Source organism: Mycobacterium kansasii ATCC 12478 (assembly GCF_000157895.3).
In the GTDB taxonomy this organism is placed as follows: Bacteria; Actinomycetota; Actinomycetes; order Mycobacteriales; family Mycobacteriaceae; genus Mycobacterium; species Mycobacterium kansasii.
Map to the genome: position 1 here is coordinate 1,789,822 of NC_022663.1, position 21,541 is coordinate 1,811,362.

The 21,541-nt window shown below is 66.6% G+C and carries 19 protein-coding genes and 2 pseudogenes; 10 read left to right on the forward strand and 11 right to left on the reverse strand.

All coding sequences use genetic code 11. From position 1 onward, the window contains the following. Positions 1-68: 68 nt before the first annotated feature. From MKAN_RS07555 to ychF, 4 genes and pseudogenes are all read right to left on the reverse strand, one after another. Positions 69-559 (reverse strand): annotated as a pseudogene (locus MKAN_RS07555) (OsmC family protein). 361 nt (positions 560-920) lie between these two features. Further along, a pseudogene (locus MKAN_RS07560) lies at positions 921-1,454 on the reverse strand (hypothetical protein); the annotation flags it as partial. Positions 1,455-1,875: 421 nt separating this feature from the next. Then, positions 1,876-2,247, reverse strand: a complete 372-nt coding sequence (locus MKAN_RS07565) for a hypothetical protein (protein WP_023366875.1) — start codon at positions 2,245-2,247, stop codon at positions 1,876-1,878. Between the two features lie 285 nt (positions 2,248-2,532). Next, positions 2,533-3,633 (reverse strand): redox-regulated ATPase YchF, encoded by a 1,101-nt coding sequence (gene ychF, locus MKAN_RS07570; protein WP_023366877.1) that lies wholly within the window; start codon positions 3,631-3,633, stop codon positions 2,533-2,535. A gap of 292 nt (positions 3,634-3,925) precedes the next feature. On the opposite strand from ychF, the gene MKAN_RS07575 reads away from it, so the two are divergent. After that, positions 3,926-5,122, forward strand: coding sequence for a DUF4118 domain-containing protein (locus MKAN_RS07575; protein ID WP_178131772.1), 1,197 nt, complete (start codon positions 3,926-3,928; stop codon positions 5,120-5,122). 27 nt (positions 5,123-5,149) lie between these two features. Here the strand turns inward: MKAN_RS07575 and MKAN_RS07580 are convergent, their stop codons facing one another. Then, positions 5,150-6,157 (reverse strand): 4-hydroxy-3-methylbut-2-enyl diphosphate reductase, encoded by a 1,008-nt coding sequence (locus MKAN_RS07580; RefSeq protein ID WP_023366881.1) that lies wholly within the window; start codon positions 6,155-6,157, stop codon positions 5,150-5,152. Positions 6,158-6,264: 107 nt separating this feature from the next. On the opposite strand from MKAN_RS07580, the gene MKAN_RS07585 reads away from it, so the two are divergent. From MKAN_RS07585 to MKAN_RS07600, 4 genes are all read left to right on the forward strand, one after another. Beyond that, on the forward strand, positions 6,265-6,900 hold the full coding sequence (locus MKAN_RS07585; protein WP_023366883.1) for a lipid droplet-associated protein: 636 nt from the start codon (positions 6,265-6,267) through the stop codon (positions 6,898-6,900). Then, positions 6,897-8,144 (forward strand): exodeoxyribonuclease VII large subunit, encoded by a 1,248-nt coding sequence (gene xseA / locus MKAN_RS07590; protein WP_023366885.1) that lies wholly within the window; start codon positions 6,897-6,899, stop codon positions 8,142-8,144. The genes MKAN_RS07585 and xseA overlap by 4 nt, the downstream gene beginning before the upstream one ends. Continuing rightward, entirely contained in the window at positions 8,134-8,391 is a 258-nt protein-coding gene (locus MKAN_RS07595; RefSeq protein ID WP_023366887.1) for an exodeoxyribonuclease VII small subunit, read from the forward strand. The genes xseA and MKAN_RS07595 overlap by 11 nt, the downstream gene beginning before the upstream one ends. Before the next feature lie 64 nt (positions 8,392-8,455). Continuing rightward, positions 8,456-9,577 carry a 3-beta-hydroxysteroid dehydrogenase gene (locus MKAN_RS07600; protein ID WP_042312005.1) on the forward strand — a complete coding sequence of 374 codons (1,122 nt, stop codon included), beginning with the start codon at positions 8,456-8,458 and terminating at the stop codon, positions 9,575-9,577. Here MKAN_RS07600 and MKAN_RS30370 read toward each other — a convergent pair. The 4 genes from MKAN_RS30370 to MKAN_RS07615 all read right to left on the reverse strand — a co-directional run bounded on the left by MKAN_RS30370 (position 9,519) and on the right by MKAN_RS07615 (position 14,206). Then, complete coding sequence (locus MKAN_RS30370) at positions 9,519-9,962, reverse strand: hypothetical protein (protein WP_133163559.1); 444 nt, start codon at positions 9,960-9,962, stop codon at positions 9,519-9,521. The genes MKAN_RS07600 and MKAN_RS30370 overlap by 59 nt on opposite strands. A 117-nt stretch (positions 9,963-10,079) precedes the next feature. Beyond that, complete coding sequence (locus tag MKAN_RS07605; protein ID WP_023366891.1) at positions 10,080-11,540, reverse strand: flavin-containing monooxygenase; 1,461 nt, start codon at positions 11,538-11,540, stop codon at positions 10,080-10,082. Next, positions 11,537-12,643, reverse strand: a complete 1,107-nt coding sequence (locus tag MKAN_RS07610; protein ID WP_036445520.1) for a zinc-dependent alcohol dehydrogenase — start codon at positions 12,641-12,643, stop codon at positions 11,537-11,539. The genes MKAN_RS07605 and MKAN_RS07610 overlap by 4 nt, the downstream gene beginning before the upstream one ends. Before the next feature lie 27 nt (positions 12,644-12,670). Beyond that, positions 12,671-14,206, reverse strand: a complete 1,536-nt coding sequence (locus MKAN_RS07615; RefSeq protein WP_023366895.1) for a carboxylesterase/lipase family protein — start codon at positions 14,204-14,206, stop codon at positions 12,671-12,673. 294 nt (positions 14,207-14,500) lie between these two features. Between MKAN_RS07615 and MKAN_RS07620 the strand changes: the two genes are divergently transcribed. After that, positions 14,501-15,658, forward strand: coding sequence for an AI-2E family transporter (locus MKAN_RS07620; RefSeq protein ID WP_023366897.1), 1,158 nt, complete (start codon positions 14,501-14,503; stop codon positions 15,656-15,658). Here the strand turns inward: MKAN_RS07620 and MKAN_RS07625 are convergent. Together MKAN_RS07625 and MKAN_RS07630 are read right to left on the reverse strand one after the other, a co-directional pair. Beyond that, a complete protein-coding gene (locus MKAN_RS07625; protein WP_023366899.1) occupies positions 15,636-16,436 on the reverse strand; it encodes a dienelactone hydrolase family protein in 801 nt (266 codons plus the stop codon). The genes MKAN_RS07620 and MKAN_RS07625 overlap by 23 nt on opposite strands. Positions 16,437-16,448: 12 nt before the next feature. Next, complete coding sequence (locus MKAN_RS07630; RefSeq protein WP_036445503.1) at positions 16,449-17,096, reverse strand: DUF4245 domain-containing protein; 648 nt, start codon at positions 17,094-17,096, stop codon at positions 16,449-16,451. Between the two features lie 55 nt (positions 17,097-17,151). On the opposite strand from MKAN_RS07630, the gene glpX reads away from it, so the two are divergent. The 4 genes from glpX (at position 17,152) to MKAN_RS07650 (ending at position 21,484) form a co-directional block, all read left to right on the forward strand. Beyond that, a complete protein-coding gene (gene glpX, locus MKAN_RS07635) occupies positions 17,152-18,240 on the forward strand; it encodes a class II fructose-bisphosphatase (protein WP_036445506.1) in 1,089 nt (362 codons plus the stop codon). A gap of 29 nt (positions 18,241-18,269) precedes the next feature. Continuing rightward, the gene (locus MKAN_RS07640) at positions 18,270-19,691 is read left to right on the forward strand and encodes a class II fumarate hydratase (RefSeq protein ID WP_023366903.1); all 1,422 of its coding nucleotides are present in this window, start codon (positions 18,270-18,272) and stop codon (positions 19,689-19,691) included. A 94-nt stretch (positions 19,692-19,785) separates the two neighbouring features. After that, positions 19,786-20,748, forward strand: coding sequence for a hypothetical protein (locus tag MKAN_RS07645; RefSeq protein WP_023366905.1), 963 nt, complete (start codon positions 19,786-19,788; stop codon positions 20,746-20,748). 31 nt (positions 20,749-20,779) lie between these two features. Further along, positions 20,780-21,484 carry a hypothetical protein gene (locus tag MKAN_RS07650; protein WP_023366907.1) on the forward strand — a complete coding sequence of 235 codons (705 nt, stop codon included), beginning with the start codon at positions 20,780-20,782 and terminating at the stop codon, positions 21,482-21,484. Positions 21,485-21,541 lie beyond the last annotated feature (57 nt).

The window sequence follows — 21,541 nt, forward strand, 5'->3', positions numbered from 1 at the left end:
GCCGCTCCCCACTCTTGCCGCTGGCCCGACGCTCGGGCGGCAGGGTCAGAATACCCAGCAGACCCCGGTCAACTGAGCTGCACTCGGGTGGTCACCGGGGTGGCATTGCGGGTCAGATCCAGCACCGGGCAGTGCCGGTCGACTGCCTGCTGTAGCTCACGATAGCGTTCCGGCGTCTCGGGCCCGGTCACGCTGATCACCACGCGCACCTCTTGAAACCCGGAGCGGACGTTGTCGTCGAACCCGAAGAAGCCCTGGACGTCGAGATCACCTTCGGCATGCGCAGTGATGTCGTCGACCGCGATCCCGAGCTCTTCCGCCCAGCAGCGCCAGGTGACGATCTGGCAGGAGAGCAGCGAGGCCAGTTGGTACTCCACGGGGTTCGGAGCCTTCCTGGATACAAGGCCTCGCCGCCAAGCGGTCGTGGCTCGTCGACCTCGACCTGATACTGGCCGAGCGTTACCGTGCTGGCCACCGTATCGTGCGCGGTGGCCGAAGCCTGGAACACCACCCGCCCGCTTTCCCGGTCGGCGGACACCGCCTCCCGGGTGGCGGCGATGACAGGCCCAAAGCGGTCCTGTGCTCGGCTGTTTGGGATGTCACAAGCAAAGCTTCTGCCGTCTCGGCAATGGCAAGGAGCACGACCGGCCGATCGAGCCCCAAGCCCAGTGTGAACAGATCTCCACCGCATCCCTGGAATCTAATTCGCCAGCCGCCAATAATCGACAATTAATACTCGACAAAATGGCGCAGCCACACCCGTACCGCGTTGTGACTGGGCACACAATAACGGTTGGGCGTGGCTGCGCTTATCCGTCGGGATGATATGTGTGACCCAGGTCGCAGAATTGCAGTTGCTCGCGTCACATAGCAGCTGGATTGTGCGGGATCGTTCAGGTATTCACCATTTCCGGATCGCCTATCGGACCCGCATCATCGGGCGCCGGGGCAGGTGCGTCCGGGTCCACGGCATCGACCAGAACAGCGGGCGCATCGGGCGGAGGCGCGTCGTCCGCGACCGCGTCGGCATCCATCGGCAGGTACATGTGATGAGTGAATTGCGCCTGGTAGGCGCCACCGCCACCGATGCGCACCCCGCCGCCTTCACCGCTGGCCACCGAAGTGCCGTCCGGCAATGTGACGGCCGTGTGGCCACCATTCCATCCGATCACCAAGGCGTTGGGAGCAGTGCCCTGTTGAAAGCCCCGGGCCGCCAAAGCGGCTTCCTCGTTGCCGGTATTGAACCGATCACCGAAAATGGGCCGGTCCGTAGCCGCATTCGACACCCACGAAGCCAACCCCGAACAGTCGGTACCGGACGGCGAATCGCCACCTGGAATATACGGGGTTCCCGAAACCTGGTTGATAAGCGTCAACAGCGTTGCTAAAGCAATCATGGGCAGGGACACTACCGACAATATGTATAGGAAACCAAATAATGTGGTGGTTATCACGATTAACCAGATAATCGTCTGACCTGCATATACGGCAAGTATGTCACGCATTTATCTAGAAATTGAAACAGAAGTGATCAATGTGCACTCAGCAAACTGTTACTGAATCACAAGCTTATCGCCAGGCAGGGGTGTGAGCAGCAGAAATGGCGCATTGCAGCGAATGCGCGCGATTGTCGCTGCAACTGTGCGTTTACTCGTTGGTGGCACCTGGTCAGTCCCCCGACTGGTTAACCGGTCGGATGCGGCCGGTCTTTCATCGTCGTTCTCGTCGACCGCACCATCACATCGCGCACATCGACTGATTCCGGCGGCGCGCGGCCGGCGACGGCGGCGATGATCTGCTCGCCGAAGATCCACTGGGCGAACAGGAAGCCCGCCGGAATTTGGCGGCCGGGCTTTACTCGACCGCGTCACGTCGCTATTCGTCTGGGTCGATCTGAGCGCGACGTCGTTCGGACTCATCCATTTGACGCCTGATCTCCGCCTGTTCCCGAGCGGCATGGGCTCGCAGCCGCTCGTCCCGGTCGGCGGAACGCTGCAAGCGCTCGCGTTCCCGGTCAGCGGCGGTGCCCTCGCGTTGGTCTGCGCGTCTTTCTCGTTCGTCGGCGGACAACTCACGATCGTTGGCGACCCGGTCCCGCTCCGCCGCCATCCGATCCCGCTCGGAAGCGAGCCATTCGCGCCTTGCCAGCGCAGCCTCGCGTCGTTGCAGCGCTTTCTCGCGTTCGTCGAGGTCGGCGGCTCGGCGGTCAAGCTCGTTGAGCGCATCGGCGCGATGATCAGCGACCACCGTTCGGCCCCTGGCTCCGGGCTCGGCGCAGGTCAGCCGCTGCCTTCTGTCTCGACGCTTCGCGCTCACTCGCGGCCCGCACCCGTTCGCCCGCCGCCTGCTTGCGCTGCGCGACCGCCTCTTGGCGATGATCCTGTTGCGCCGTGCGCATTGATTCAGCCATCCGAAGCTCTCACTTGTCGCACCCTCAACACATAGTCCACGCTTGCACAGGCCCGGTCTAGGGTCGGTGGACCTTGACGTTGGCGCCGTGACGAGCCGGCGGATGCTTCCGTTTTCGCTTGGTCAGCGACCAGCCGCCTTGCCGCCGGACGCCGCTTGGAACCGGAACTCGACCACGTCGCCGTCGGCCATCACGTAATCCTTGCCCTCGATCCGGACCTTGCCGGCCGCCTTGGCCGCCGCCATGGACCCGGCGGCGACCAGATCGTCGTAGGACACGATCTCGGCCTTGATGAAGCCCTTTTCGAAGTCGGAATGGATCACCCCCGCCGCCTTGGGCGCGGTGTCGCCCTGATGGATCACCCACGCCCGCGATTCCTTAGGGCCGGCGGTCAGAAAGGTCTGCAGCTTCAGGGTGTGAAACCCGGCCCGAGCCAGCGCGTCGAGGCCGCGCTCGGTCTGCCCGATCGACTCCAGCAGCTCGGCGGCCGAGTCGTCGTCGAGTTCGGCCAGCTCCGATTCGATGGCGGCGTCCAAGAAGACGGCGTCTGCGGGCGCGACAAGCCCACGGAGCTCGGCTACCCGGGTGCAATCGGTCAGGACCGCCTCGTCGGCATTGAACACGTACAGGAACGGTTTGGTGGTCAGCAGATTCAGCTCCCGTAGCAGCGAAGCATCCATTCCACAGGCGAACAGCGTCGTGCCGCCGTCGAGCACCTGCTGGGCAGCCACCGCCGCTTCGTACACCGGCTTGCGCTCCTTGGTGGTGCGAGCTTCCTTCTCCAGCCTCGGCAGGGCCCGCTCGAGAGTTTGCAGGTCGGCCAGGATCAGCTCGGTTTCGACGACCTCGATATCGGATTGCGGGTCGACCTTCCCGGCCACATGGGTCACGTCGTCGTCGGCGAATACCCGCACCACCTGACAGATGGCGTCGCATTCGCGGATGTGCGCCAGGAACTTGTTGCCCAGGCCGGCGCCCTCCGAGGCCCCTTTGACCAGGCCGGCGATATCGACGAACGTCACCGGTGCGGGGACGATGCGCTCGGATCCGAAAAGCTCCGCCAGTTTGTCCAGTCGCGAGTCCGGCAGCGAAACGACACCCTCGTTGGGCTCGATGGTCGCGAACGGATAGTTGGCCGCGACCACGTCGTTGCGGGTCAGCGCGTTGAAAAGGGTCGACTTTCCGACGTTGGGCAGACCCACGATTCCCAGGCTCAGGCTCACAGGGACCCAAGTCTAGGACGGCAGCGCGCCGGCACCCTGCCGGCCGTCCGGGCGGCACCGCTTATGACGTCGGTCACAGCGTCACCTCGCGTTAGTTCCGCCCCCGGCGGGCGTGACACTCGCGGCGCATGACGATGGGAGGGACAAACTGTGGACCGACTCCGCTCGTGAGACCCCTGGGACAGATGTGACTGCTGCCCCGTGCACAGCACCATCGGCTCGGGATGGCACGCCGCCGACCGCTCGCGAGGTGTTGACGAGCCTTCGGGCTCACAGCCGGTACGGTCTACATGTGTCAGCGCAGCGGGCGAGTTCAGCGGTGGAGCCAAGTCACCGCTCCATCGTCCCCAACATCCCCGGGGTGCCCTGGTGGGCGGCCGTGCTGATAGCCGTCACGGCCACCGCCGTGGGGTACGCGTTCGACGCCGGCCACAAGGACTTGACGCACGTCTTCGCCGGGTTCTACGTCGCCGGTTGCGTGGCGGCGGTGCTGGCCGTGCGCCAGTCGGGCTTGTTTACCGCGGTCATCCAGCCGCCGCTGATCCTTTTCTTCACGGTGCCCGGCGCCTACTGGCTGTTCCACGGGAGCAAGATCGGCAAATTCAAAGATCTGCTGATCAATTGCGGTTATCCGCTTATCGAGCGCTTCCCGCTGATGCTGGGTACCGCCGGCGGTGTCCTGCTGATCGGTCTGATCCGGTGGTACTTCGGTATGACCCAGCGCACGACCACTGCCGCGAAAGCCAAAGACGCCACGACGGCCACGACCCCGCGAAAGTCTGCGATTAGCGGTCTTGTAGCCAAACTCAGCGCCTGGCTCGGCCCCGGCGACACCACCGAGGAAGCTCCCGACCCCAGCTCACAACCGGCCCATGCGATCGGACGCACGTCCCGCAGCACCCGGACCTCCCGGAACAGTCGGACTGCCTCCCGACGCTCCGATCGGAGCCGATCCCGCCACGCCCGCTCCGGGGGGGATGACCCGGTCGATCCGGCCGCCGAACGTCCGCGCCGCCGGCGTCCGGCGCAGCCACGCGATTACCGCGATTACCGCGATTACGAAGCCGCCGACCCGCCGCCTCGATCACGGCGCCGGCCCCGGCCACAAGACGATCCCGACCTGCGCGCCCAGCCGCCACGGGAGACGCGCCGAGATCCGCACACCCGCCGTAATCCTTACGAACGGCCGGCCCCACGCAGCAGCCGCTTCGATCCCTACGAGCCGCCCGAGCCGGCCGAGCCGCCCAACCGGTACGAGCGGCGGGGGACCCGATACGAGCCCTACGAGCCGCCGCGCCGGCGCTCCGCCCCGGGCGGGCCAACCGCCGCCAACCCGACCCACCACCCGATCTCGCAGGTCCGTTACCGCGGCTCGGCCCCCTATGACGAGCTACGTGACATTCCGCGCGATGAGCCGCCACCTGAGCGCCGGAATCGTTCCCGCACACCGCGCAGACCCCAGCCCGACTCCTGGGAATACGACGTCTGAGCCCGGTTCCGAGCCGGTGGGCCTGCCTTACCTCGCCGGACGGATCTCCCGCGGCAGGGCAAACACCAGCGTCTCGTTGGCCGTGGTCACCGGCTGCACCATGTCGAAGCCCAACTCTGCCAGCCGTTCCAGCACGCCGCGCACCAGCACCTCGGGAACCGACGCGCCGGACGTGACACCGACCGTGGTGACGCCCTCCAGCCAGGCCGGGTCGATGTCGTCAGCCCAATCAACCAAATGGGCGGCCTTGGCCCCGGCGCCCAGCGCCACCTCGACCAGCCGCACCGAGTTCGACGAATTGCGGGAGCCGACGACGATCACCAATTGGCACTCGGGTGCCATCGCCTTGACCGCCACCTGTCGGTTCTGGGTGGCGTAACAGATGTCGTCGCTGGGCGGATCCTGCAGCTTGGGGAAGCGCTGACGCAATTTCTCGACGATTTCCATGGTCTCGTCGACGGACAGCGTGGTCTGCGACAGCCAGACCACCTTGTTCTCGTCGCGGACCGTCACCTGGTCGACGGCTTGCACGCCGTCGACCAGCTGCACGTGGTCGGGCGCCTCTCCGGCGGTGCCGACAACCTCTTCGTGGCCCTCGTGACCGATCAGCAGGATGTCGTAATCGTCGCGGGCAAAGCGTCTGGCCTCGTTGTGCACCTTCGTGACCAGCGGGCAGGTGGCGTCGATGGTCTGCAGGTTGCGTTCGGCCGCGGCCGCGTAGACCGTGGGCGCCACCCCGTGCGCGGAGAACACCACAATGGCTCCCTCGGGAACCTGGTCGGTCTCCTCGACGAACACCGCCCCGGCCTTGGCCAGGGTGTCGACCACGTGCCGGTTGTGCACGATCTCATGCCGCACGTAGACGGGCGCGCCGTGCTTTTCCAGTGCGCGTTCGACCGTCTCGACGGCCCGGTCCACACCCGCGCAGTAGCCCCTCGGCTCGGCCAGCAGCACCCGCTTGTGGGTTGGGGCGTTGGCTACCGAGCTCACCGACCTCGACGCACCAGGAATCCCCATATCGACAGTCGGCACCATGCATCCAGGGTACTTTCCGGCCGCCGGCAGCGACACAACCATGACACAACCCCGCCTCATGGCGGCCCCGCTTGGAGTTAGCCGCCGCTTGAGGCAGTCTTGGACCCATGGCTACTGCACCGTATGGGGTTCGGCTACTGGTCGGCGCGGCGACAGTCGCCGTCGAGGAGACGATCAAACTGCCGCGCACCATTCTCATGTACCCGATGACACTGATCAGCCAGGCCGCACACCTGGTCATGCGGTTCCAACAGAACCTTGCTGAACTGGTCATCAAGGGCGACAGCACGTTGGAGACACTGTTCCCCCCGAAGGACGAGCAGCCGGAATGGGCGACCTTCGACGAGGACCAACTCGACGCCGCAGAGGGCTGGGACGGGTCTTTCACGGCGCTGCCGGATCCCGACGCCGCCGGCGCCGACCGCCGGTCCGCGGGACGGTTCGCACTGTATTCGGTATCCGACGCGGATGAGTCCAGGGACGTCGATTCCCCGACCAAGCCGATGCCTGCCAGGCAACCCAAGCCGCCGAAGACATCGTCGCCGAATTCGGCGGTCCCGGCACCTGCGATCGCGAGTGAACTCGACTATCCGTCGCTGACCCTGGCCCAGCTCCGGGCCCGGCTGCAATCGCTGGATGTCAACGAGCTCGAAGCCTTGCTGGCCTACGAGCAGGCCACCAAGGCGCGCGCCCCGTTCCAGACGTTGCTGGCCAACAGGATCACCCGCGCGACCGCCAAGTGACCCGGGCTTCCGACGCGAACTCGGCCGAGAATCCGTTCCCGGTCCGCGCGGTAGCCATCCGGGTCGCGAGCTGGATCGATCGACTGGGCACGGTCTGGGTCGAGGGGCAGCTGGCCCAGATCACCATGCGGCCCAACTCCAAGACGGTGTTCATGGTGCTGCGTGACCCGGCAGCCGACATGTCGCTGAACGTCACCTGTCCCCGTGATCTGATACTGGGCGCGCCGGTGAAATTGACCGAGGGCACCCAGGTGGTGGTCTGTGGCAAGCCTTCGTTCTACACCGGGCGCGGCACATTCTCACTGCGGCTCAGTGAGATTCGGGCCGTAGGCATCGGCGAGCTACTGGCCCGCATCGAACGGCTACGGCGGCTGCTAGACGCCGAGGGCCTCTTCGATCCGCGGCTCAAGCGCCCAATACCGTTCCTACCCAACATGATTGGACTTATCACCGGCCGGGCGAGCGCGGCCGAGCGGGATGTGACGACGGTGGCCGCGACACGCTGGCCCGCGGTGCGGTTCGCGGTGCGCAACACCGCCGTGCAGGGGCCCAACGCCGTCGTGCAGATCGTCGAGGCGCTGCGCGATCTCGATCGCCACTTCGAGGTCGACGTGATCGTGCTGGCCCGCGGCGGTGGCAGTGTCGAAGACCTGCTGCCGTTCTCCGACGAGACGCTGTGCCGCGCCATATCGGCCTGCCGCACACCGGTGATCAGCGCGGTCGGTCACGAACCCGACAACCCGCTCTGCGACCTGGTCGCCGATCTGCGGGCCGCCACCCCCACCGACGCGGCCAAGAGAGTCGTTCCCGATACCGCCGCCGAACAACGGTTGATCGTCGACCTGCGCCGGCGCAGCGCGCAAGCGCTGCGCAACTGGGTGTCTCGTGAGGAGCGGGCACTGGCCCACCTGCGCAACCGCCCGGTGCTAGCCGACCCACTGAAGGCGCTCACCGCGCGCCACGACGAAATTCAGCGGGCCCGCTCCGCAGTTCGCCGCGACATCAACCGGTTGATCGCTGCCGAGACCGAAAGGGTCGGCCACCTTTCGGCACGATTGACCACGCTGGGGCCGGCGGCCACGCTCGCCCGCGGCTATGCCGTTGTGCAAAGGCTTTCGGCCGCCGGACAACCGACCGGGGTGCTGCGGTCGGTCCATGACGCGCCAGCGGGCACCAGGCTGCGGGTGCGGGTTGCCGACGGCGCCATTGCGGCGCTAAGCGAAGGACATACCGATGGCTGCTGACGAAAACGGCGAAAACCACGACGGGAACGGCTCCATTACACCCATTAGTCAGCTCGGCTATGAAGCGTGCCGCGACGAACTGATCGAGGTCGTGCGGCTGCTGGAACAGGGCGGCCTGGACCTCGATACGTCGCTGAAGCTTTGGGAAAGAGGCGAGCAACTCGCCAAAAGGTGTGAGGAGCACTTAGCTGGCGCTCGGCAACGGGTAACCGATGCGCTGGCGGCCGGCGCGGCTTCGGACGACTAGCGCATACCGATGCCCGCCGGTTTCACTGGGCAAACCTTATTCCAAACTGGAACACGTTTTAGTTATGCTTCGCCGCATGGGTGATGCATCGTTGACAACTGAACTCGGCCGCGTCCTGGTAACCGGCGGCTCAGGCTTCGTCGGGGCCAACCTGGTTACCACGCTGCTGGAGCGGGGATACCAGGTGCGTTCCTTCGACCGCGCGCCGTCGCCGCTGCCCCCGCACCCGAAGCTCGAGGTGCTGCAGGGTGATATCACCGACGCGGCCACCTGCGCCACCGCAGTTGACGGCATCGACACGATTTTCCACACCGCCGCAATCATCGAGCTGATGGGCGGCGCATCGGTAACCGACGAATACCGGAAGCGCAGCTTCGCGGTCAACGTCGGCGGCACCGAGAACCTGGTGCACGGCGGGCAGCGGGCGGGGGTAAAGCGGTTCGTCTACACCTCCTCCAACAGCGTGGTGATGGGTGGCCAGAATATTGCCGGTGGCGACGAGACGATGCCCTACACCAGCCGGTTCAACGACCTCTACACCGAGACGAAGGTGGCCGCCGAGCGATTCGTGTTGTCGCAGAACGGCGTTGACGGCATGCTTACCTGCGCTATCCGGCCCAGCGGCATCTGGGGCCGCGGCGACCAGACGATGTTCCGCAAGCTGTTCGAAAGCGTGGTCAAGGGCCAGGTCAAGGTGCTGGTCGGCCGCAAATCGGCCCGGCTGGACAACTCCTACGTGGACAACCTGATTCACGGTTTCATTCTGGCCGCGCAGCACTTGGTCCCCGGCGGAACCGCGCCCGGGCAGGCGTACTTCATCAACGACGCCGAGCCAATCAACATGTTCGAGTTCGCCCGGCCTGTCGTCACCGCGTGTGGCGAAAGCTGGCCGCGGATAAGGGTATCCGGCCGCCTGGTGCGCGACCTGATGTCGGCGTGGCAGTGGCTGCACTTCCGGTTCGGGCTGCCGAAGCCGCCACTGGAACCCCTTGCGGTGGAGCGGCTTTACCTCGACAACTACTTTTCGATCGCCAAGGCGCAGCGTGATCTGGGCTACCGGCCGCTGTTCACCACCGAGCAGGCCTTGGCCGAATGCCTGCCCTACTACAAAGACCTTTTCGAACAGGTCAAGGCCGCAGCCAAACCCCATCTGGTATCCGTGGTCGACGCGGCACCACCGGAGTAGCGCGTTCGCCTGAGCTAGAAGGGCGGCGGGTCAGCCGCCATCCGGGCGTGGTGATGTTGCGCGACGAGGCATTCACGCGGGCGTCGTGCCAGAAGTTGTCGAAGAAAGCAACGATGCCGTTGTGGGTATACGCGACGGTCTGACTCCACGTCGCAACAAACGCGACCACCGCGATGAGTGCGTACACGGCGCACAACACTTTGCGAAAAGCGGGCATCGATGCTGCGGATTGAACCCGTTCGGTTGATGTCATGAAGACACCGCTAGGGGAACATGACCATGGGCTAGAGGGATTGACCCGACATTGGTAGCGGCACAGCAGCTTGCAGTTCGACGGATGAATCAGACCGCGCAGATAGGACACGGTGTGGTCGATGTCGTACACCTGCCGGTTGGTCGCATCCGGGGAAGCGGCCTGCCGGATCGACCTGGACCTGGAGCATCCCGGCCGACGGGGGCCAGTGTCAGCCGCGCCAGAACTTACGGTAGGCCTGAGCACCCGCTATCGGAGCTCGTAGTCCTCGAGGGCGGGACGCGCCATGACGTCGCGGAACCGGGTGAACGTCCACGGCCACGCCACCGGAACGCCGCGGTCGTCGAGATACCAGCTGCGGCAACCGGTCACCCACACCGTCTTTTTCGCCGCTTCAATACGGTCGGCCTCGAAGCGCGCCGTCGACTCGCGGGTGGCGCTGATCTGGCTACACCGACCATCGGCCAGCAGCTCGAAAAGCTGTAAAAGATAAGCCATCTGGGCCTCGGCGACGTCGATCAGCGAGAAGTTGCCTACCGGCCCGTTGGGTCCATTGAGCATGAACAGGTTGGGGAAACCGGGCACCGACACCGACAAGTAGGCGAACGGCCGCTGTCCCCACACATCGTCGAGACGCACACCGCCGCGGCCGACCACCTCCATGGGGCGCAGGAAACGATCTACCCGAAAACCGGTGGCCAGCACCAGCATGTCGAGGCGATGCAGCGTTCCGTCGATGGTGCGTATCCCGTCGGGCTCGACGCGGTCGATGCCCTCGGTGACCAGATGGGCGTTGGGCCGCTGGATCGCCTGGTAGAAGTTGCCGGAGATGATCAGGCGCTTGCACCCGGCGCGGTAGTCGGGCCGTAGCTTTTCCCGCAGCCCGGGGTCGGCGACGCTGTCCTCGAGGTTGGTGCGGGCCACCCGTTGCAGCGTCTTCAGCGCCTGCGAGTCGGCGTCGACGACCGCGTTGGCGAAGTTTTGGATGAAGTCCCGGTTCAGCTGGGCGCGCAGCCGGGTCAGCGCCGCCGGGTCGGACCGGTAGCGTGCCCGCCCGGCCTCGTCGACGGGCGGGTTGTCGACCGGCAGGATCCACTGCGGGGTGCGCTGGAACAGATGCAGCTCGCGCACGACTTCGGCGATGGCGCCGGAGATCTGCACCGCCGACGAGCCCGTGCCGACCACACCGACTCGCATGCCTTCCAGCGGCACGCTGTGGTCCCAGCGGGCGCTGTGGAAGATGCTGCCACCGAATTCGTTGAGCCCGTTGATATCTGGGTAGCGCGGGTGATGCAACACGCCGGTGGCGGCGATGACGACGTCGGCCTCGTCGCGTTCGCCGATAGATGTCTCGATGCGCCAACGACTTCCGTCGTGTTCGAGGCGGCGCACCTCGCGGCCGTAGCGGACCAGTTCCTCGACGCCGTAGCGGCGTGCGACGCCATCGAAATACGCCAGAATCTCCGGCCCGGGCGCGAACGCATGACTCCACTCCGGGTTCGGAGCGAAGCTGTAGGTGTACAGGTGTGCCGGCACATCGCAGGCGATCCCGGGGTAGGTGTTCTCCCGCCAGGTTCCGCCCAGCCGCTCGGCCTTCTCGTACACGCTGACATTGGTGAAGCCGGCCTCGCGCAGCTTGATGGCGGCCAACACCCCGGCCATTCCGGCGCCGATGATGACGAAGCGCAGGTCAGCCCGCTGCGGGCTCATGGCGTGAGTACTCCGTGCACGGGCGGCAAACCGGCACGCTCGCCGGCCATGGTGGCGAGCAACTCCTCGGCATCGTCGAGGCGCACGCAGCGTCGCGGCAGGCTCTCGAACGGGTAGCGACCCGATGCCAGCAGCGCCAGCGCCGCCCGGTAGGCGGTGGCGTCCACCCCGAGCGCGCCGAGTATGCGCAACTCCTTGAACACCACCAGGTCCGGCGAGAATCCGGGCGCGCCGGCGCCCAGGCCTCTGGTGCCGGCGACCACGACCGTCCCGGCAGGCCGCGCGAGCGCGATCGCCTGTGCGAACGCCGCCGGCGCCTTGGCGGTGACGTCGACGACGACGTCGGCCAGCCCACCCGTCGCGTCATGCAGCGCGGCCACGGGGTCGTCCGCGGCGACGTCGACGGCGAGGTCAACCCCGAACTGAGGGGCCAGCGCCAGCCGGTCGGCGTCACGGGGCCCCAGCCCGGTCAGCATGACGAATCCCGCGCCGGCTTCCTTGGCCGCCGCGGCGGCGCACAGTCCACGGACACCCGGTCCGAGCACCGCGACCACGTCACCGGCACCGGTGCCCGGAAGCGTTGCACCCCAGCGTATTCCGGCTCCCAGCGGATTGAACAGGGAGGCCACCGCGGGATCCAAGCCGGCCGGCACCGGCAACACCATCGAATCGGGCGCCAGGTATTGGTATTCGGCGTAACCGCCCCACAGGCCGGGTGCGCGGTCCACCGGGATGAAGCCGTACATGTCGGCCAGACCGTGGCGTTCGCAGCGCCGGTACTCACCGGCGAGGCAGTTCGGGCACTGTCGGCACGACTGGAACACCTCGACCGCCACCCGGTCGCCGGCGGCCACGCCCCAGCGCCGGGCCGCCTGCGGCCCGATCGCCTCGATGATCCCGACGGTTTCGTGACCGGGAACGAACGCGAAGCCGCCGCTCAGCGCTCCGGTGTACTGCTCGTGGTCGGTGCCGCACAATCCGCAGGCTTCCACCCGCACCAGCGCGTCGTCAGCGCCGATCTCCGGCACCGCAAGCTCCCGGACAACCAGGCGGCGCGGCGCCTCCAGGACCAAGGCTCGCGATGTCGGGGCGTTGGAGCTCACCGCACCCACCTCTCGATCCAGCCGCGGCTAGCGGAAGCCCACGACCTCGCCGCCCCAGGCAGCTCGGAGGTGGCCGTCGAGATCGCGCGCAACGCTGTCGGTTCTGTTGATGACCAGGCAGGCCCGGTCGGCGTCGTCGTACGACGGCCAGTCCGGCTCGCCCGCCGGCTTACCGTGCCTGGCGAAGTTGACCCATCGGGTCCGCACTCTTTCCGAAACCGCCTTGGCGGTCCTGACCCCGCCCAGTCGCAGCGTCGGGTCGTGGGGTCCCCCGAGATTGCCCCAGACATAAGGCAATTCGGTAGCGTGTGCGGCGTTGACCAGTAGCAGCTTGAGCAACGGCGTCGAATAGTCGAAGCGGTAAAGGTATACCGGCGCCACCTTGCGGTGTCCGTCGGCCAGCCACACCGAGGGCATCCGGAACCCGACATCGGTGGCGATGCTCAGCGGCCGCGCCTTGCGCCGGATGCGCGAGTAGGCCAGCCCGATCTGCTCTTCGGTAGGCAATTGCAGGTCGGGCTGTTCGGCGGCGATCTGGGTGAACATCGACGTTATCGCGTGCGGAGTGATCGGCATCAGCGGCGAGCGCATCAACCGGAACAGCGCCGCCTCGTGCTTGTTGGTGCCGATGATCAACGGCACGGGTTCAGAGCGGCCCTCCTGCGCCACTTTGACCGGGTAGTCGTCCAACAGGTCGCCGTCGACGATCGGGACGAACGCCAGGGTGCCGGGGTTGCGGACGGGCACTTCGTCGAACACTTCTTTCGACGCGGTGATGATCGCGGCGATCGGGACATCGACCAGCCGGTCCACCTCGGAGGTGCCGATTCCCAGCTTGCCGAGAACGCACATCGCCGCCCGCCGGGCCCTGTCGCGGTCGTATACCGAGGTGGCCGGAGAACTTTGGGCGATCGCGCGCCCGAACAGCCCGGCCGCCGCCGGGACGGCCAGCAGCGTCGTGACGATCCCCGCTCCCGCGGATTCGCCGAACAGCGTGACGTTGCCGGGATCACCGCCGAACCCCGCGATGTTGTCGCGGATCCACTGCAACGCGGCCAGCACGTCGCGCAGCCCGATATTGGAGTCGAAACCGCGCCGCGCGCTACCCAACGACGACAGGTCGAGAAAACCCAGCACTCCGAGCCGGTAGTTGATGGTCACCACCACCACGTCGCCGCTGGCGGCCAGGCGCCGGCCGTCGTAGAGGGGCTGGCTGCCCGACCCGAGCAGGTAGGCGCCGCCGTGCAGCCATACCATCACGGGCTTCCCGTCGCCGGGCTCGACGCCGGCCGGGGCCCAGATGTTCAGTCGCAGACAGTCCTCGCCCTGGGGCGCTCCCAGATCCAGTGGCATGTTCGGGACCACCGGCTGCGGGCAGGCCGGGCCGAAGCTGGTGGCGTCGGCCACCTCGGTCCATCGCTGGGGCGGTTGTGGCGCCCGGAAGCGCAGGTCACGCAGCGGCGGCGCGGCATATCGCACGCCCTTCCAGGTCTTGGCCCGCACGTCGCCGGTGCCCCGGACCGGGCCGTAGCTGGTTTCGACCACACAATCGTCGATCGCCATACCCCTGAAACTCCCATTCCCATGCCTGATCTCAGGTTAACGACCGGTGGCCGCAGGCGGTCCGAAAGGCCTCCGGGCCACACCGTAGTGGAGATGAACCACGCCGCTTCGAAACCGGGTGCTCGGCCAACAGCTCGAGCTCAACGCGCACCTCGCCGGACAGTGCCCGCTTTCCGCGTAGCCGGCGACCCTTCACGCAGGACTTCCGGGGCGTGGCCTTCTTCTCGCCCTTACGGCTCAGTCTCCGGTTAGGGTGACGCTCAACACCGATGCGGAGGGCGGGCGAGCCTAGGCATGAACACGGAATTCACGCTCACCCAGAAGCGCGCGCTGGCAATCCTGACGATGGTCGCCCTGCTGTTCGGCGCCTACTTCCTGCGCGACTATTTCGTGCTCATCGTGGTGGCCGCGGTCGGCGCCTATCTGTTCACGCCACTGTTCACCTGGTTCAACAAGCGGCTGAGCACGGGCTTGTCGGCCACGTGCACGGTGTTGACGGCATTGGCCAGCGTTTTCATTCCGGTCGCGCTGTTAGTGGCGCTGGCCGTAGTCCAGGTCGCCCGGATGGTCGACAACGTGGCCGAGTGGTTCAACACGACCGATCCCAGCGAGCTCGGCGACAAGGTATTACGCCTGGTCAACGACCTGCTGGCCAGGGTGCCGTTCCTGCATGTGACCGTGACTCCCGAGATGTTGCGAAACGCGATGATCTCGGCGGCCCGCACCGTTGGCACCTGGCTGCTGCATGTCCTGCAGGGCGCGGCCGGAAGCCTCGCCGGCGCGGTCACGTCGGCCATCGTCTTTCTGTATGTTTTCGTGGCCCTGCTGCTGAACCGGGACAAGTTAAGGACGCTGATCGGCCAGCTCAACCCGCTGGGCGAGGAAGTTACCGATTTGTACCTGCGAAAGATGGGCTCGATGGTGCGTGGCACCGTCAACGGCCAGTTCGTCATCGCCCTGTGCCAAGGCGTGGCCGGCGCCGCGTCCATCTACCTCGCCGGATTTCACCACGGGTTCTTCATCTTCGCGATCGTGTTGACCGCGCTGTCGATCATTCCGCTGGGCGGCGGGATCGTGACGATCCCGTTCGGCATCGGGATGATCTTCTACGGCAACATCGCCGGCGGCGTGTTCGTGGTGCTGTGGCATCTGCTGGTGGTCACCAACATCGACAACTTCTTACGTCCGATCCTGGTTCCGCGCGACGCCCGGCTGAACTCCGCACTCATGTTGCTCTCGGTGTTTGCCGGCATCGGCATGTTCGGCCCGTGGGGCATCATCATCGGTCCGGTGCTGATGATCCTCATCGTCACCACCATCGACGTCTACCTGGCGGTGTACAAGGGGGTCGAACTCAAGGAACACCACGACCCGCCCGGCCGTCGCAAGTGGCTCCCGCGGCGAACCGGGGACACCCCGGCAGGCGCGGCTACCGACTCAGCCGCTCAGTGAGGAACTCGACCACACGCTTGCGGGCTTCGTACGCCGCCTGACCGTCCACCTCGCGGACCTCGTCGGTGAGCACCGAATGCGCCATCCGGCTGAAGCCGTCCGCGTTGCCCGGGCTGGAGTCGATCTCGATCACCGCGAACGCGTCACCGAGCCGCTGCTTGAGCGTGGCGAACCGTTCCCGCGGCGCCATCTTGTCCTCGCTGAAGCGCAATCCCATGGCGCACAAGCCGTCGTTGGCACAGCGGTCGGCGACGACGCGAAGCTCGGATTCGCTCAGCCCGGGGTCGCGACGCTGCGCGCGCGTCAGCGGCAGTGGCACCGAGGGCTGGCTGAGCACCGGGGCGAGCACGCTGTCGTCGACGGCGGCGGCCAGCGCGAAGCCGCCGGTGAAACACTGGCCGATCACACCGACGCCCTTACCGGGGGTCGACGCGTTGAGATCGCGCGCCAGCGCGCGCAGAAACTGCGCCACCGGGCGCTGCTTGTTGGTGGCCATCGCCGCGAACTCCCGGGCCACGCACGCCCGGCTGAGCGTGGCGGCCATATAGCCGGCCGATACCGCCTTGCCCGGCGCACCGAACAGCGACGGGATTGCCACGGTGAACCCGTTGTCCACCAGGTGATTACCCAGGCCCAGCACCCCGGGATGAATCCCCGGGATCTCCGGGATCAGCACCACTCCCGGGCCGGACCCCTTGCGATAGACGTCGTGGGTGTAGCCGCCGCCGGTGAACGACGACGCCGACCACCCGGACAGGTCTGCTTCGGGTCCGCTCACGATACGTCTCTCCTATCGGTTCGGGGCCAACGGCGGCTGCGACTGGGTCGCAGCGGCCAGCGTGCGGAACTCCTCGGCGCTGCCCGCGCCGGTGATCGCGACCTGGGTGGGACCGGCCGGGCTGGCCAGCCTGGTGGTCCACACCGGCTCGAATGCGCCGTTCTTGTCGGCGCCTTCATAGACGACCCAGTTGGTTCCGCCGACGTCGACCGTTCCGGTGGGGTACATGCCCGGATGGATGGAACCGACCAGCTTGTCCTCGTCGGCGTTGCTCTGGGTCAGGCTCAGGTACATCCCCGTCGGGCTGATGTATCCCACGGTCGAGGTGGCCGCGTTGAGCCGCTGACCGGCGGACGTATCGGTCCGCCCGTTCTCAATACCGCCGCGCCCACCGGAGTTGGGTTGCCATCCCGCTGGCAGTACCGGCAGCCGGATCGGGAACCCCAGCGTTGCGGCGTCTGCCCGTAACGCCCTCGCAGCGTCGTAGGACGGGATCCGTCCCCGGTTCGTTCCGCCCGGTTGCAACGAACACATCCCGACCATGCCGGCCAGCAGGATGCAGCCGATCACCAGCGGCACCAGCGACCAGAACATGTCGCGACCGTCCTGCAGCAACCGTGGTTTGGCCGGCTTCGGGGCCGGCTGCGGCTCAACAGTCACCTGGCCAGTATCCCAGCTCGTGCCGCGTGATTCGCTTCTGGGACAATCAGCAACCATGACTGCACAGGGATCCGGTTCGTCGCCGGCGACGGTTGCGAAAACCGACCCTTCGGCCAGCCGGCCGCCGCGCGGGGAAGCTCCGGACCGCAACCTGGCCCTGGAGTTGGTGCGGGTCACCGAGGCCGGCGCCATGGCCGCCGGGCGCTGGGTGGGCCGCGGCGACAAGGAGGGCGGCGACGGCGCGGCGGTCGACGCAATCCGCGAGCTGGTGAACTCGGTCTCGATGCGCGGGGTCGTGGTGATCGGCGAGGGCGAAAAGGACGACGCGCCGATGTTGTACAACGGCGAGGAAGTCGGCAACGGCGACGGCCCGGAATGCGACTTCGCCGTGGACCCGATCGACGGCACCACGCTGATGAGCAAAGGCATGCCCAACGCCATCTCGGTGCTGGCGGTGGCCGATCGTGGTGCGATGTTCGACCCGTCGGCGGTGTTCTACATGAACAAGATCGCCGTCGGCCCCGATGCCGCACACGTGCTGGACATCACCGCCCCGATTTCGGAAAACATCCGGGCGGTGGCCAAGGTCAAGGAATTGTCGGTACGGGACATGACGGTGTGCATCCTGGACCGCCCACGGCACGCGCAGCTGATCCACGACGTGCGGGCTACCGGGGCGCGGATCCGACTGATCACCGACGGCGATGTGGCCGGCGCGATTTCGGCGTGCCGGCCCGAGTCGGGCACCGACATGCTGGCCGGTATTGGCGGCACCCCGGAGGGCATCATCGCCGCCGCGGCGATCCGGTGCATGGGCGGGGCCATCCAGGCCCAGCTGGCGCCCAAGGACGAGGCCGAGCGGCGTAAAGCGCTCGACGCCGGCTACGACCTCGACCAGGTGCTGACCACCAAGGACCTGGTCGCCGGCGAAAACGTCTTCTTCTGCGCCACCGGGGTCACCGACGGCGACCTGCTCAAGGGTGTGCGCTATTACCCCGGCGGCTGCACCACCCAGTCGATCGTGATGCGGTCGAAGTCGGGCACCGTGCGGATGATCGAGGCCTACCACCGGCTTTCGAAGCTCAACGAGTACTCGGCGATCGACTTCACCGGCGACACCAACGCCGCCTACCCTCTGCCGTAAACCGTTCCCCACAACCAAGGATCCGATCAATGGCCGACAGTGCCTCTGATAACGACACCGACTACCGCATCGAACACGACACCATGGGCGAGGTCCGGGTGCCGGCGAAAGCGTTGTGGCGCGCGCAAACCCAGCGTGCGGTGGAGAACTTCCCGATCTCCGGGCGGGGCCTGGAGCGCGCCCAGATCCGCGCCCTGGGCCTGTTGAAAGGCGCCTGCGCGCAGGTGAACAAGGACCTCGGCTTGCTGGCGCCGGAAAAGGCCGACGCCATCATCGCCGCCGCAGCCGAGATCGCCGACGGTCAACATGACGACCAGTTCCCCATCGACGTCTTCCAGACGGGTTCGGGCACCAGCTCCAACATGAACACCAACGAGGTGATCGCGAGCATCGCCGCCGCCAACGGCGTTACGGTGCACCCCAACGACGACGTCAACATGTCGCAGTCGTCGAACGACACCTTCCCCACCGCAACCCACATCGCGGCCACCGAGGCCGCGGTCAGCCATCTCATCCCCGCCCTGCAGGTGTTGCACGATGCGCTGGCGGCCAAGGCTCTCGAGTGGCAGACGGTGGTGAAGTCGGGCCGGACCCACCTGATGGATGCCGTCCCGATCACCCTTGGTCAGGAATTCAGCGGATACGCCCGCCAGATCGAGGCCGGCATCGAAAGAGTACGCGCCACGCTGCCGCGGCTGGGTGAACTGGCGATCGGCGGCACCGCCGTCGGCACCGGTCTGAATGCTCCCGAGAGCTTCGGCGTCAAGGTGGTCTCAGTACTGGTGGCCCAGACCGGCCTGTCCGAATTGCGGACGGCGGCAAACTCTTTCGAAGCCCAGGCCGCCCGGGACGGATTGGTCGAGGCGTCGGGGGCGTTGCGCACCATCGCGGTGTCGCTGACCAAGATCGCCAACGACATCCGGTGGATGGGCTCCGGCCCGTTGACCGGGCTGGCCGAAATCCGGCTGCCGGACCTGCAGCCGGGCAGCTCGATCATGCCGGGCAAGGTGAATCCCGTTATCCCCGAGGCGGTTACCCAGGTCGCCGCGCAGGTGATCGGCAACGACGCCGCAGTCGCCTGGGGCGGAGCCAACGGCGCGTTCGAACTCAACGTCTACATCCCGATGATGGCCCGCAACATCCTCGAGTCGTTCAAGCTGCTGACGAACGTCTCGAAGTTGTTCGCGCAGCGCTGCATCACCGGGCTGACCGCCAACGTCGAGCACCTGCGCGAGCTGGCCGAGTCGTCACCGTCGATCGTCACGCCGCTGAACTCGGTCATCGGTTACGAGGAGGCGGCCGCCGTCGCCAAGCAGGCGCTCAAGGAGCGAAAGACGATCCGCCAGACCGTCATCGATCGCGGCCTGGTCGGCGACAAGCTCTCCATCGAGGAGCTCGACCGCCGCCTCGACGTGTTGGCGATGGCCAAGGTCGAAGCGGCCGACGATTAGGCAGCTCGACACCGGCGTCACGCGGATCTGCGGCGACGCGAATGCACGGCTACCTTGGTTGGGGTAGTCCCTGAAAGCGAGGGTGGTTCAGCAGATGACGGCTCCTCCGGGCGGCCCATACGGTCCCGATCCGAATCAGTATGGGCAGCAACCCTATTGGGGTGGCCAGCCGCAGGGCGGCCAGTACCCGTATCCACCGCCCGGCCCCTACCCGGGCCCTCAAGGCACGGATCCCTACGGGGCGGCCCCCTACCCGCCCCAGCAATATCCGCAACCCGGCCAGCAATACCCGCCCGGCTGGCCCCCGGGGCAGTACCCGCCCGGACCACCGCCGAAGCCGCCCGGCTCGAAGGTGCCGTGGCTGATCCTCGCCGGCGTCGCGGTGGTGGGCGTGATCGCGCTGGTAATCGTCCTGGTGGTGGTGCTCAACCACCGCGACAGCTCGACCACGGCCGGTTCCCCGGGCTCCTCGCCGACGACGAGCGCTCCGACCTCCCAGCCCAACGGTTCTGAGCAGACCGCGACCGACTGCACGCCCAACGTGTCCGGCGGCGACAAGCCCGACGACGGCACGATCAGCGCCGGCAAACTGTCGTTTCCCGCCAGCGTGGCAGCGGGATGGGCGCCGTTCTCCGACGACCAGAGCCCCAACCTGATCGACGCGGTGGGAGTGGGCCAAGAGGTGCCCGGCGCGAGTCAGTGGATGATGCAGGCCGAAGTCGCGATAACCAACTTCGTCTCCAGCATGGACGTGAGCAAGCAGGCCTCGAAGCTGATGCAATGTGTGGCCAGCGGCCCCGGTTATTCGCAGTCCCAGCCCACCCTGGGGCCCACGAAGACGTCGTCGATGACGGTCGACGGCGTCAAGGCCGCCCGGGTGGACGCCGACATCACCATCGGCGACACCTCGCGGCACGTCAAGGGTGACACCGTCACCATCATCGCGGTGGACACCAAGCCGGTCACCATCTTCATGGGCGCGACCCCCATCGGCGACGCCGGCTCGGCGGCAACGATCGGCAAGGTGATCGCCGCGCTGAAGGTGTCGAAATCATGACGAATCGCGCCCGCACGTCCATACTTCCGATATGGCTCGACTGATAAGCAAGTGCTGCCTCGCGTTGGCGGCGGTCTTGACGGTATTGACCTCGGCGTGGACCGTGATCTCGGTGCCCGCGGCAGCGGTGCCGGCGGCACCCAGCGGCGAGATATGGCAATGGGCGCTGGGAAAAAGCATGCTCACCGACCCGACGTTGCGGGACTACCTCAACTCGGTACCGGGCGGACCCGGACGGGTTTGTTACGGCGACCCCAAACTCTGTCAACAGTCAACCCCGGACCCGCAGGATATCCGCGCCCTGACCGATATCGTCCGAGTCCCCAACGAGGGGTTCGGGCTGGTTCCTGACGAACACGCAACCGTGGTGGGCGTCGTGTTGTACAACGACATCCGCGAACAGAAATACCTCTACCGGGGCAAACTCCCCGAAGGATGGACCTGGGACAGTACCGCCACCGACGTCGGAGCCGTCTTCGGCGCACCCAACATGGTGGCCGGCTTCGAGCAGCAACCCTACATTCCGATCGCTTTCAAATATCAGACAGCCGATCATCTCTACGATCTGCGGGTCGATTTCGCCGCCACCACAGCCGATGAGCTGCCCGGCGCACACATGCGCACCATCGCGGTCAGCCAGGCTCCGGGTGCCCCCGCCAGCCAGACCGCGGTATCGACGAGTTCGCCCGCACCGGCGTCGACGTCGTCGGCGCCGACTCGTCCCCCCAACGCCTAGCCGGGTGGTCGCACTCCCAAATTCGTCGGCGGTCGGTCTGCCATGAGGCCGGCGTTC

Coding starts and splice junctions, on each gene's coding strand:
- MKAN_RS07580 (WP_023366881.1), bottom strand. CDS start 6,157: ATGGTGCCGACTGTCGATATGGGGATTCCTGGTGCGTCGAGGTCGGTG.
- MKAN_RS07585 (WP_023366883.1), top strand. CDS start 6,265: ATGGCTACTGCACCGTATGGGGTTCGGCTACTGGTCGGCGCGGCGACA.
- MKAN_RS07595 (WP_023366887.1), top strand. CDS start 8,134: ATGGCTGCTGACGAAAACGGCGAAAACCACGACGGGAACGGCTCCATT.
- MKAN_RS07600 (WP_042312005.1), top strand. CDS start 8,456: ATGCTTCGCCGCATGGGTGATGCATCGTTGACAACTGAACTCGGCCGC.
- MKAN_RS07605 (WP_023366891.1), bottom strand. CDS start 11,540: ATGAGCCCGCAGCGGGCTGACCTGCGCTTCGTCATCATCGGCGCCGGA.
- MKAN_RS07615 (WP_023366895.1), bottom strand. CDS start 14,206: ATGGCGATCGACGATTGTGTGGTCGAAACCAGCTACGGCCCGGTCCGG.
- MKAN_RS07620 (WP_023366897.1), top strand. CDS start 14,501: ATGAACACGGAATTCACGCTCACCCAGAAGCGCGCGCTGGCAATCCTG.
- glpX (WP_036445506.1), top strand. CDS start 17,152: ATGACTGCACAGGGATCCGGTTCGTCGCCGGCGACGGTTGCGAAAACC.
- MKAN_RS07640 (WP_023366903.1), top strand. CDS start 18,270: ATGGCCGACAGTGCCTCTGATAACGACACCGACTACCGCATCGAACAC.
- MKAN_RS07645 (WP_023366905.1), top strand. CDS start 19,786: ATGACGGCTCCTCCGGGCGGCCCATACGGTCCCGATCCGAATCAGTAT.
- MKAN_RS07650 (WP_023366907.1), top strand. CDS start 20,780: ATGGCTCGACTGATAAGCAAGTGCTGCCTCGCGTTGGCGGCGGTCTTG.